Source organism: Streptomyces sp. NPDC001153, assembly GCF_053598315.1.
Genome location: NZ_JBSFJZ010000055.1, coordinates 43,838 through 54,665, shown reverse-complemented (window position 1 = coordinate 54,665; position 10,828 = coordinate 43,838). Strand labels below are relative to the sequence as shown.

Genomic DNA, 10,828 nt, shown 5'->3' with positions numbered 1-10,828 from the left:
CGGGTGGGCGTGGGGGGGGACGCCCCCCCCCCTCGTCTTGACCCCCGGCCCGGGTCTTCGGGTCCTGGGGCGCCCCGGCCCACCGGGGGGGTGCCGACGAAGACCTCCAGGAATTGCCGGCTCCGTCCGGGGGGGCCAGGCTCAGCCGGCGGAGGTGTGGGCCGGGGAAAGCGTGCCGGTGGGGCATGGCTCGTCGGCTGGCTCCGGATGTTCCGAGGGTACCGACTCCGGTCGGGCGCCCGCGGAGTCCAGGCGGAGCATGGCGGTCTCGTCCGGGGTGCCGGGGACTGCCTGGTAGACCACCATTCGCTGGCCGCCCGTCCGGGCCAGTTGCATGACCTCGTAGGTCAGGGTCATCGGTCCGACCTGCGGATGCCGGAAGGACTTCTGCCCTCCGCCGCGTTCGCAGACGTCGTACCGCTCCCAGAGCCGAGCGAACTCCGGTGACTTCACCACCAGTTCACCGACGAGCGCGGTCAGCTCGGGATCATCAGGATCGGCTCCGGCAACGGCCCGCAGATGCGCCACCGAGAGCGCGACGGTCTCCTCCCAGGGCTGATAGAGCGTCCGGCCGACCGGGTGAAGGAAGAGATAGCGGGTCAGGTTGCGCTGCTCCTGCGGCCAGTCCCAGAGTCCGGGCAGCAGTCGACGGCCGGGCGGGTTCGCCGCCAGTATGCGGTTGTAGCGGCTGACCACGTAGGCGGGGAGCGGACGCACCGACTCCAGCATCCGCAGCACCGAGTCGCGGACGGCGTGTTCGGAGGAGGCGGGCAGTTCACCGATCCGTCCGGAGGCCAACTCTGCGAGTTCGTGGAGGCGTTCGTAGGCGTCGCCGCGCAGGCGCAGGGCGCGGCCGAGGGCGTCCACGACGGCGGGGGAGGGGTTGGTCTCCCGGCCGCGCTCCAGACGGATGTAGTAGTCGACGCTCACTCCGGCCAGCGCGGCCAGTTCCTCCCTGCGCAGTCCGGGAGTACGGCGCAGTCCCGCGCCGGCCGGGAGGCCGACGTCCTCCGGCCGGACCTGCGCCCTGCGGGCTTTCAGATATCTGCCGAGTTCGGTGCCCCGTGGGTCTGCTGCTGCCATTCGGCCCATTGTGGCAGGTGGACCGGGGACGTGGGGGGCCCTGTCAGGACCTGGAACGCCGCACCCCGGGAACAGCCCGGTCTGCCAGGCGCCCACGTGAGGGCGGAGAGTTGTTCTCGCAGCGGGCGGCCCGGCCGCCGGAGCCCAGGGCGTGCGAGGCACAGGACCGCGGCCCCGGCAGGCTGAGGCCGCCCGCCGACTCTCTCCGATGTGCAGTCATTTCCCTTTGTTTACCAAGGAGTTCATCATGCGATCCGTCCCTGTCCTTGCCACCTCCGCGTCCACCGCGCCCGCCCACGGGCACGGTCGGCAGTCGTCTGCGCCCACGCTCCGGCGACGACAGCCGCACCGGTCCCGACCAGCCGCGCCGCCCGCCGACGCCCTCACCGTGCCGCGGCGTGGCGGCACCGCGCTGGTCGCTGCGCTGCTCGGCTTCACGGTGATCACTATCGACGTCTCGGCCGTGAACATCGCTCTGCCCGCGATAGGGAGGTCCCTGAACGGCGGGATGACCGGACTGCAGTGGGTGGTGGACGCGTACACCCTGATGTTCGCGGCCCTGATGCTGTCCGCCGGCGCCCTCGCCGACCGTGCGGGCGCCCGCCGTGCCTACGCCTGGGGCGTGGCCCTGTTCACCCTCGCCTCCCTCGGCTGCGCCCTGGCGCCCGGCATCGGCGTGCTGGTCGGCGCGCGCGTGGCGCAGGGCGGCGCAGCCGCGGTCGTGATGCCGGCTTCGCTGGCTCTGATCCGGCAGGCCTACGAGGACGCCCGGGCGCGTGCCCGCGCCATCGCGCTGTGGACGGTCGGTGGTTCGGTGGCGATGGCCGCGGGGCCGGTGCTGGGCGGGCTGCTCACCGAGTCGGCCGGCTGGCGGGCGGTCTTCCTGATCAACCTTCCGGTGGGCGCGGTGATCCTGGGCCTGCTGGTCCGGGTGCCGCGCTCCGCGCGCCGGCCCGCCGCGGTGGACAGCGGCGGCCAGCTCACCGCCGTGTTGGCCCTCGCCGGGCTGGCCTTCGCGGTGATCGAGGGCGGTCACCTGGGCTGGACCAGCGGCCCCGTGCTGGTCGCCGCCGCGCTCGCCGTCGCCTCCGGGTTCGCCTTCCGCGTGGTGGAGGCCCGGCACCGCCAGCCCATGGTCCCCCTGGGCATGCTGACGGACCACCGGGTCGCTGTCCCGCTGGCGGTCGGTTTCGCTGTCAACGCGGCCTTCTACGGCGGGGTCTTCCTCCTCGGGCTGTACTACCAGCAGCTGCGCGGGATGTCGGGGATCACGGCCGGGCTGATGTTCGTCCCTATGTCGGCGGTGGTGACGGCGACCAACCTGGTTTCGCCGCGGCTGGCGGAGCGGATCGGGCGGCGGCCGGTGATCGTCGCCGGTCAGCTGATCTTCACCGGAGCGATGCTGGCCATGCTGCCGCTGGCCGCGCACACCCCGGTGTGGCTGGTGCTGGTCCTGCTGCTGCCGCTGAGCGTCGGCGGGGCGCTCGTGGTGCCCGCGCTGACCGCGCTCCTGATGGACGCCGTCCCTGGAGAGCGCGCGGGGACCGCGTCGGGGCTGCTCAACTCCTTCCGTCAGACCGGAGGCGCGCTTGCAGTCGCCCTCTTCGGCAGTCTGCTCCCCGGCCCCGGCGGGGGCTTCTCGCTCCCAGGCATGCGCATCGGCCTCCTGGCCGTCGCCGCCCTCCTCCTCGCCACCGCCGTCCTGTCCCGCCTCCTCCTGCCCCGGGGCTGACCCCCGCGACCGGCTCCACTCGGCCACCCACAGCGGATCCAGGTCCACGAACACGAGCTCGTTGTGCCGTACCGCCTCACGCAGTTCGGGGTACCTCTCCTGCCGCAGCAGGCAGTACGGCACAGCTCGTCATCGCCTCGGCCAGGAACAAGGGATGCGCCTCTCGGCCGCCGGCGTCCAGTGCATCCTCGCCGAGGATCGCCTGGCCGACGGCGCGGGCTGAATGTCACCCACAGCTACTGTGCGCGACACGGCCGACCCGTGCGGACGGGGAATCAGGGTGAGCAGGTCCGGTGACCCGCTGAGTACCGGGTGGGGTCCGAGGGTCTGGATCAGACTGTCCGCCGGTAGGGTCGGTGCCCGGGCCGCCATGAGATCGGAGAGGCGCCATGCCCAGTCGGAACGGCGGCCGGAGACCTACGCCGTTGAGCGGCATCTTCGCCGCGGATCTGCAGGTGTTCCGGTTCTACGAAGACGGAACCGTCCTCGACGTGCTCGTGCGCCCTGCACCCCGGCCCGAGGACGCCGAGGCACTCGCGAGGTGGCTGCGACGCGAAACGCCTATTTCAGGTGTTCACACGGCACACTTCGAACAGCGCGGGGCGCGTATTGCGTTCACCACCCGCGGCCACCTCAGGCCCGAGGAGATCAGGGTGCGCGGCACTTGGTCCCACGGCCGACTCACCCTGGGCCTCGCGGGTAGTGGCTGGGAGATCAAACCCCAGCACTTCTCACGCTTGGACGTCGCCCGGCGGTGAGCCCGTGCAACGCCCTGCATGTGGCGTGTTCAGGCGTGGAACTGCGCACAGAGCCAATCCAGTCATGCGTTTCGACTCCCACGATCCCGAGGCCAGCTCCGACCGATCGTCGGTGAACGGCACATGATCACGGCCGAGTCCGCCGGTCTGGGCAGCGGGAGGCAAGTCCACGTGCAGTTGCCGGGCCCTGTACGTCCTGACCTCGGGTATCACGCCCCGTATCACGCCCCGAGGCAGCGGATCGCACGGCCCGGTTCCCAGACTTCGTATGCGGCTCGCGCCCACGTGCGGGCCCATCTGACATGCCGGGCAGGGTGCGGCGAGCATCTCCAGGAGGCATCGGTCTCAGGCGACCTGCCTGGCCAGCCTGTGCAGGGCCCGCGCGGATGGTGATCCGGGGTCTGCCGTGATCAGGACGACTTCCTGGTCATCCTCGGGCACCAGCAGGACGTCGCAGTTCAACCGCAGCGGGCCGGCTTCCGGGTGGTTCAGGGTCTTGGTGCGGTGCCCGGGAGCGTGGACCGGATGCGTCTGCCAGATCTGCCGGAACTCCTCGCTGCCGGCGTGCAGTTCAGCCAGCAGGGCGGTGAGCTGTGGGTCGCGCGGGTAGCGGTCAGCGGCCCGGCGCAGCCGCGCCACGACGATGTGCCCGAACTCCTCGGCTTTGGAGCTCTCGTGCATCTGTCGCTCGCCCAGAAAGCGGCGCCGGGCCAGGTTTGCTGTCCCGCCGGCGAGGTCGCCACCGAGCAGTGCCTGGGCCAGGGGGTTCCAGGCGACGACGCCGTACGTCGCGTCAGTGACGATGGCAGCGGTCTCCGGCAGCCGCTCCAGCATCCGGGCCACGTGCGGGCGTACCCGCCGCACGGCGTTGCTGCCGGGCGGCGGTGGCGATCCCGCCAGACGGAACAGGTGGCTGCGCTCGGTCGACGTGAGGCGCAGTGCCTGGGCCAGCGAGTCAAGGATCCGGGCCGACGGCCGCGGGCCCCGGGCCTGCTCCAGCCGCGTGTAGTAGTCGACCGACATATGGGCGAGCACCGCCACTTCCTCGCGGCGCAGGCCCGGCGTACGGCGGGCGGTGCTCGTCGTCAGGCCGACCTCGTGCGGACGGAGGCCCGCCCGACGGTCCCGCAGGAAGCGGGCGAGTTCCTGCCGCGCCATGCCACCTCCCGCCGCCTGCCTGGTACAAACTGTCCCTGGCAGGGTGCCCACCGCCAGGGGACCGTAGTTTGCATGAACGATCGCACAGCTCTGGTCACCGGTGCCAACAAGGGCATCGGCAAGCACATCGCCCGGCTGCTCGCGGCCGAGGGTCTCACCGTGTACGTGGGCGCCCGCGATCCGGGGCGCGGACAGCGGGCCGTCGAAGAGATCGGTGCCGGCGCCCGGCTGCTGGTCCTCGACGTGACGGATCCCGACGCCATTGCACAAGCCGCGGCTCGGGTGAACCGCCTGGATGTGCTGGTCAACAACGCGGGCATCTCACCGTCACTCGCCCCACCGGCGGAGACCCCGGTCGAGGAGTACCGGCGCACGTACGAGACCAATGTGTTCGGGGTGGTGGCGGTGACCAATGCCTTCCTGCCCGCCCTGCGCCGGTCCCCGCACCCCCGCATCGTCAACATCTCCAGTGGTACAGCGTCGCTGACCTGGAGTACAAACCCCAACCCACAATTCGCCCCGGGAAGCGGTGGCGCCGCCGCCTACCGGTCGTCCAAGGCCGCTCTCAACGCCCTCACCGTTCTGTACGCCCAGACACTGGCCGAGGACGGCTTCAAGGTCAACGCGCTCGCCCCCGGCCTGCGGGCCACCGATCTCAACCCCAGGGCCGCCGCTGCCGGCGGTGACCCGGCCGAGGCCGCGCACGGTGCCCTCCGCCTGGCCCTGCTGCCAGACGACGGCCCCACGGGTGGCTTCTTCTCCTGGGACGGAACGCCCGTGCCCTGGTGATCGGTGAACAGCCATGGGCTGCGTCGGGGACGGGTGTCCCAGCGGTGAGTGGTCCAGGCTCTGCGGATGAGGCTGCGGACAGGGGTGATCGTGTCCGCGAGGTCGACGCGGCCGACCAGGTCCAGTGGGGCGGGCCGTCGGGCCGTCGGGACGGCGGGCACCGCGCACGGTCTTGCCGTCCACCGCGAGTGCGGGCGCGGGTTGGTCGTTTTGCTCGGCCGCACCGCTGCGCACCCGTTGGGCCGGCCACGCACCGATGGCAACGTCCAGTGCGTGGCCGTCGACTTTCTGGACCACACGCCGGTTGGCGGCCTCGGCCGTGGCGGCCGGGCCGGTGTCCGGTTCACGGCGCGGCCCGCCGAGTCGGATCAGCAGGTGGGCTGGGGCATCGGCGGCCCATTCGGCGATCGCCGCCAGGCACTTCGCGCTGCCCAGGACCGCACACGTCGCCTGGGTGATGACGAAGACCTGGGGGTGCCGGCGTCCCCGGCTGCGGCGCGGGCCGGTCACCGCTGCCACGTGGGGGAGCAGACAGGAGGCCTCGGCGGATGCGGGCTTTGCGGCCGTACCTGCCCCCGTACCCGGCCCGCGCCACCGTCGTCAAACCTGGCAAGCGAGCTGATTCCCCCTCACTTCCGGCGGCTGTGCGAACGAAGCGCACCTGTCGGCTAGCGTGAACGGGTGAATCAGGTCTGGGCGTCGTTGATCGGTGTCGTACTCGGCGGAGCTATGTCCTACTTGGCCCAGCTGACCACCGCACGCCAGGCCGCCCGCAGCGAGGACCAGCGCCAGGCCGCGCAACTGGCCGAGGCCCGCCGTGCCGAACGGCTCGAGGTGGTGCGGGAGTTCATCCAGCTCACGCAGCAGGGCATACGCCTCGCCGAGGAACGCTACGGGGCACCTGACTGGTCCTCCGGCTGCACCCCCCAATGGCGCGCCGCCGAACGGGACCTCATCGAACGCCTCTGGGTCTGCGAGCGGATGATCCTGGTCCTCATCGGGCCCGAGCTCTACCAGCTCGCCTGGGACTACGCGAGCGCGGTGAACCATGTCCTGTGGGAGGACCTCGGCGAGTCCGAAGCCGCGTGGAACCACCTGCGCGCACCCATGAACACCTTCCTCAACGCGGCCCACGAGAGGCTGGGCTGACCCGGGCCGCCTGGGGGGCGCGTATCAGGCTCCGGACGGCTCCGGCCACCACAGTGGAAAGCACTCGACATCACTTTGCGAGGCGTCTGGATTCGACCACCGAGCTCTGGATGTCCCCGGTTTCGACAGCGGCAAGGCCGGCGTACCGGTGTGTGCACTCGGAGCCGTGTATGGTTGGTGGGTCGTGCTTGATCAGGAGCTGACGCCAAGGGAGGTGAGGTTGATGACCGCGTTCAAGGCCACGCTGTGCAGTGCCCGGGTCTCCCTCACGTCCCGAGCCGTGGCCTGACTCTCCTGTCCGCCCTCGCTGGGAGCGTGAGCTCGCGGGGCCTACCACACGACAACCTCCTGAAACGGATCTTCCACCGGCATGGACAACACCTGGATCACGCGCGCCGAAACCAGCGCCGACGTCCCCGCCATTCGCGACATCAATCTCGCCGCCTTCCCCACCTCTGCGGAGGCCGACCTCGTCGACGCCCTGCGCGCCGATCCGACCGCCTGGATCGAGGGCCTGTCCCTCGTCGCCGCGGACAAGGCCGGCAACTTGGTGGCTCACGCCCTGCTGACACGCTGCCATATCGACACCACACCGGCCCTGTGCCTGGCCCCGTGCGCTGTCCGACCCGAGCAGCAGCGGACCGGTGCGGGCACCGCGGCCGTCCGCGCGGCCCTGGCCGCGGCAAGGTCACGCGGCGAACACCATGTAGTCGTCCTCGGCCATCCGACCTACTACCCTCGGTTCGGATTCACCCGTGCTTCTGACCACGGCATCGGCCTGGCCATCGACGTCCCGGACGACGCCCTGATGGCACTCAGCCTCGACGCCGGCCATCCGCTCCCCACCGGAACCGTCCACTTCGCCGCACCGTTCGGTATCTGACCCCACCTGTGCCCGCGCGGGGGACTCCGGGCTCCCGCGTGGCACGCCCCCATCGGCCGATCTGAAGAAGCCGTGAACAATCGCCGTCGTGGCTGGGGTTCTGGCTCAGCTTTCGTGCAGGGGCCACTGTGAGCGACGTCTGAGCGTCCCCCGAGCGCCTGACGCAGAGCCGTGCTCCAGCTACGAGTTCGGCGGTTCCGGTACCGGAAAACAGTGTGTCTCCGCCGTACCTTCGCGGAGCAGGTACCCGGCCGCATCCGCAGCTACGGCCAGGGCACACCGGGCGGCTGCGCTCCACTCTGGCCGCAGTCGGTCTTGGCCTGGCCGGCCGGGCCGGCACCCGGCCGGCTTCCGTCCTCGGCGTGTCCGTCAGCCGGAGCACGGTCATGCGCCTGGTCGACGCTCTGTCTGAGCCCGAGGTGCCCGGCGCCGCGGGTGGTCGGCGTAGAGGCACGCGCCACCCGCAAGGGCCGCCACTACGGCACCGTGCTGGTGGACGTCGAAACCCGCCGTCCGATCGATCTGCTTCCGGACCCGGGAAGCTACCAGCGGGATCGCGCCACACGTCCGGTCCTTCGCTGTCGTTCTGACCGACGGGCAGGGAGAGCGGCTGCCGGACTGCCTCGATGCCGTCCGGCAGGACGACCTGCCCAGCATCCACACCCTCGCCGCAGGCATCGTTCCGCGACCGAGCCGGTTTCGCCCTCCTACGGAAACGTGTACTGCTGGCGTGACGGGCAACGGCGGCTCGTGGCCCCTCACTTCGGCCCAATGCGTCAAGTCGGCGGATACCTCAGAGCCATACGATTCCTGGCATGACGACAGCCAACTGCTACGCCTGCGGCCAGGAAGAACGATTCGACGATCTGCCACTACGTGAGCGCATCGTCGTGGATCAGCATTGGCGGGTGGCCCATGCTTTTGACACGGCACTTCCTGGATGGCTGGTGCTGCTGCCCCGTCGCCATGTGACGGCCATCCACGAGCTCACCGAGTTGGAGGCCGAGACGCTGGGAATGTGGCAGGTCAGGTTGTCTCGGGCTCTCCACGACGTGACTGGGTGCGTCAAGACCTACGTTGCGCAGTTCGCTGAGGTTGAAGGGTTCGCCCATGTGCACTTCCACGTTGTGCCGCGCATGAGCGATCTTCCCCAAAGTCTGCGTGGTCCTGGTGTCTTCGGGTTGCTCAGGCAGCCTGAACAACGACGGGTGTCCGCCGGCACTACAGATGAAATCGTGCACGGCCTTCGCGCCCACCTACGTCCTGACCCTTACGCCCCGTGACCGGCCCTCTGGATGCCCGTGAGGCAGCGTGTCCCCGTAGCCAAGGACGAGTGGTCCGGGGTTTGCCCCAACAGATGGGCACCGCCGAGGCGTTATCGCTCCTCGTCCGTACCCGCGGGATCGGCGGCGGCCTGCACGAGGTTGTGCTCCAGGCGTTGCAGGGTGAGCAGGGCCGCGGCCCGCTCCTCGGCGGACATATCAGCGGTCGAGAGGTCCTCGAGCCGGCTCCAGATCTGCTCGACCTCACGGCGCAGGGCATGGCTGGCCACCGTGGGTTCGATGAGGGACGCGCGCTTGTCGGTGGGGGAGGGGCGGCGACGGACGAAGCCGGCCTGCTCCAGGCGCCGGACGGTGCGGGTCATGGTGGCGGCGTCGGAGTCCATCAGGCGCACGAGGTCGGCCTGCCGCTGAGGGCCGAGATCCCACAGGTGCATCATGACCAGCTCCTGGCCCGGATGAAGTCCGATGCGGCGCAGCAGCTGCCCCGCGAACATGCGGTGCAATCGGGCCAGGCGGAAGATCGCGTGACTGATCGGGCCGCTGCCGGCCGCGGCCGGCACCGGGACGGTTGCCTCCTGCCCCGTTCCCGTGGGACCCCATCCGGCTTCCGGTGTGGGCTGTGCCATCTCTTCCTCACTTTCCTGCCCGATCAACTTAATCCTACCTGTCGATAGGCCCTTCGGCGGCCTGTCTCGCTTCGGAGCGGGAAACAGCAGGCCGTGAGGTGTGACGCCCTTCACATTCGACCTGGGGAATGGGTGGACGACTTTACCTGTTCGGACAGGTGATTTACTTGTCCGAACAGGTAATCGCCCCGTGCGGGCCGGGCCGCGTGCGCCCGGACCGCACAACAGCACTCATCCAGAGGAAGAGGCCATGACCACTGCTTTCGATCCGATCGTCCTGGGCGGCAAGCGCCTGGCCAGCCGCGTCGTGATGGCGCCGATGACTCGCAGCCGTGCCTTCGGGCCCGGTGCCGAGCCGACAGAACTGATGGCGACGTACTACGCGCAGCGCGCCAGCGCCGGACTGATCGTCACCGAGGGCATCCAGCCCTCGCCGGTCGGGCAGGGCTACCCGGACACCCCTGGACTGCACACGCCCGGGCAGGTGCGGGCGTGGCGGACCGTGACCGACGCCGTGCACCGCGAGGGGGGTGTGATCTTCGCGCAGCTGATGCACACCGGGCGGATCGGCCACCCGAGCCTGCTGCCCGACGGCCTGCTTCCGGTGGGGCCGTCGGCGGTGGCCGCCAAGGGCCAGGTCTACACCCACGAGGGGCCGAAGGACTTCGTGGTGCCGAAGGAGCTGGGCGAGGCGGAGATCCGGCAGACGATCGCTGACTTCGCCGCCGCGGCACGCAACGCGGTTGAGGCCGGGTTCGACGGCGTGGAGATCCACGGTGCCAACGGCTATCTCATCCACCAGTTCCTCGCCCCCAACACCAACCAGCGCACCGACGCCTGGGGCGGCGGTGTCGAGGGCCGGATCCGCTTCGCCGTCGAGGTCGTCACGGCCGTGGCCGAGGCGATCGGCAGCCACCGGGTCGGCCTGCGGATCTCGCCAGGAAACCCGTACAACGACATGTCCGAGGACAACCCGGGCGAGGTCTACGGGGCGCTGTTGGACCGGCTCGCCGGCCTGGAGCTTGCCTACCTGCACCTCATGGAGGGGCCGGACCGCGCCCTGACCGCGTCGCTGCGCAAGGCGTGGCCCGGCACGTTCGTCCTCAACCCGTTCACCCACCCCGACGCCACCGGCCCCGGCGCGCTGAAGCTGGTCGAGGACGGCAGCGCGGACATGGTCGCCTATGGGGCGCTGTTCCTGGCCAACCCCGATCTGCCGCGCCGCCTCGCCGCCGACGGTCCGTTCAACACCCCGGACCCGGCCACCTTCTACGGCGGCGACCACCGCGGCTACACCGACTACCCGACCCTGGACTGACGTCCGTTGCCGCGTTGCGGCCCTCCTGGTGTTCGGTGCCGCCTGATCG

The 10,828-nt window shown here is 70.5% G+C and carries 10 protein-coding genes and 1 pseudogene; 7 read left to right on the top strand and 4 right to left on the bottom strand.

Annotation, left to right across the window (positions count from 1 at the left end; all coding sequences use genetic code 11):
• Positions 1 to 141 precede the first annotated feature (141 nt).
• Positions 142 to 1,083: a helix-turn-helix domain-containing protein gene (locus tag ACWDEN_RS41360; protein WP_351610870.1), complete on the bottom strand. Its 942-nt coding sequence runs from the start codon at positions 1,081 to 1,083 to the stop codon at positions 142 to 144.
• Between the two features lie 247 nt (positions 1,084 to 1,330).
• Between ACWDEN_RS41360 and ACWDEN_RS41355 the strand changes: the two genes are divergently transcribed.
• Positions 1,331 to 2,815 carry an MFS transporter gene (locus ACWDEN_RS41355; RefSeq protein ID WP_351610872.1) on the top strand — a complete coding sequence of 495 codons (1,485 nt, stop codon included), beginning with the start codon at positions 1,331 to 1,333 and terminating at the stop codon, positions 2,813 to 2,815.
• 425 nt (positions 2,816 to 3,240) lie between these two features.
• Complete coding sequence (locus tag ACWDEN_RS41350; protein WP_351610875.1) at positions 3,241 to 3,573, top strand: hypothetical protein; 333 nt, start codon at positions 3,241 to 3,243, stop codon at positions 3,571 to 3,573.
• Positions 3,574 to 3,918: 345 nt separating this feature from the next.
• On the opposite strand, the gene ACWDEN_RS41345 is transcribed toward ACWDEN_RS41350, so the two are convergent.
• Positions 3,919 to 4,731 (bottom strand): helix-turn-helix transcriptional regulator, encoded by an 813-nt coding sequence (locus ACWDEN_RS41345; RefSeq protein ID WP_351610878.1) that lies wholly within the window; start codon positions 4,729 to 4,731, stop codon positions 3,919 to 3,921.
• A 72-nt stretch (positions 4,732 to 4,803) separates the two neighbouring features.
• Between ACWDEN_RS41345 and ACWDEN_RS41340 the strand changes: the two genes are divergently transcribed.
• A complete protein-coding gene (locus ACWDEN_RS41340) occupies positions 4,804 to 5,520 on the top strand; it encodes an SDR family oxidoreductase (RefSeq protein ID WP_351610881.1) in 717 nt (238 codons plus the stop codon).
• Between the two features lie 258 nt (positions 5,521 to 5,778).
• On the opposite strand, the pseudogene ACWDEN_RS41335 reads toward ACWDEN_RS41340, so the two are convergent.
• A pseudogene (locus ACWDEN_RS41335) lies at positions 5,779 to 6,030 on the bottom strand (transposase family protein); the annotation flags it as partial.
• A 171-nt stretch (positions 6,031 to 6,201) separates the two neighbouring features.
• Between ACWDEN_RS41335 and ACWDEN_RS41330 the strand changes: the two are divergent.
• From ACWDEN_RS41330 to ACWDEN_RS41320, 3 genes are all read left to right on the top strand, one after another.
• On the top strand, positions 6,202 to 6,669 hold the full coding sequence (locus ACWDEN_RS41330; protein WP_351610883.1) for a hypothetical protein: 468 nt from the start codon (positions 6,202 to 6,204) through the stop codon (positions 6,667 to 6,669).
• A 370-nt stretch (positions 6,670 to 7,039) separates the two neighbouring features.
• The gene (locus ACWDEN_RS41325; RefSeq protein ID WP_351610885.1) at positions 7,040 to 7,552 is read left to right on the top strand and encodes a GNAT family N-acetyltransferase; all 513 of its coding nucleotides are present in this window, start codon (positions 7,040 to 7,042) and stop codon (positions 7,550 to 7,552) included.
• 815 nt (positions 7,553 to 8,367) lie between these two features.
• Positions 8,368 to 8,835, top strand: a complete 468-nt coding sequence (locus ACWDEN_RS41320) for an HIT family protein (protein ID WP_351610888.1) — start codon at positions 8,368 to 8,370, stop codon at positions 8,833 to 8,835.
• 92 nt (positions 8,836 to 8,927) lie between these two features.
• On the opposite strand, the gene ACWDEN_RS41315 is transcribed toward ACWDEN_RS41320, so the two are convergent.
• Entirely contained in the window at positions 8,928 to 9,461 is a 534-nt protein-coding gene (locus ACWDEN_RS41315; RefSeq protein ID WP_351610889.1) for a MarR family winged helix-turn-helix transcriptional regulator, read from the bottom strand.
• A gap of 250 nt (positions 9,462 to 9,711) precedes the next feature.
• On the opposite strand from ACWDEN_RS41315, the gene ACWDEN_RS41310 reads away from it, so the two are divergent.
• Complete coding sequence (locus tag ACWDEN_RS41310) at positions 9,712 to 10,779, top strand: alkene reductase (protein ID WP_351610891.1); 1,068 nt, start codon at positions 9,712 to 9,714, stop codon at positions 10,777 to 10,779.
• Positions 10,780 to 10,828 lie beyond the last annotated feature (49 nt).

What these genes read in the sequence shown, in the direction of transcription:
- ACWDEN_RS41360 (WP_351610870.1), bottom strand. Translation starts at nt 1,083, where the DNA reads ATGGCAGCAGCAGACCCACGGGGCACCGAACTCGGCAGATATCTGAAA.
- ACWDEN_RS41355 (WP_351610872.1), top strand. Translation starts at nt 1,331, where the DNA reads ATGCGATCCGTCCCTGTCCTTGCCACCTCCGCGTCCACCGCGCCCGCC.
- ACWDEN_RS41345 (WP_351610878.1), bottom strand. Translation starts at nt 4,731, where the DNA reads ATGGCGCGGCAGGAACTCGCCCGCTTCCTGCGGGACCGTCGGGCGGGC.
- ACWDEN_RS41340 (WP_351610881.1), top strand. Translation starts at nt 4,804, where the DNA reads ATGAACGATCGCACAGCTCTGGTCACCGGTGCCAACAAGGGCATCGGC.
- ACWDEN_RS41325 (WP_351610885.1), top strand. Translation starts at nt 7,040, where the DNA reads ATGGACAACACCTGGATCACGCGCGCCGAAACCAGCGCCGACGTCCCC.
- ACWDEN_RS41320 (WP_351610888.1), top strand. Translation starts at nt 8,368, where the DNA reads ATGACGACAGCCAACTGCTACGCCTGCGGCCAGGAAGAACGATTCGAC.
- ACWDEN_RS41315 (WP_351610889.1), bottom strand. Translation starts at nt 9,461, where the DNA reads ATGGCACAGCCCACACCGGAAGCCGGATGGGGTCCCACGGGAACGGGG.
- ACWDEN_RS41310 (WP_351610891.1), top strand. Translation starts at nt 9,712, where the DNA reads ATGACCACTGCTTTCGATCCGATCGTCCTGGGCGGCAAGCGCCTGGCC.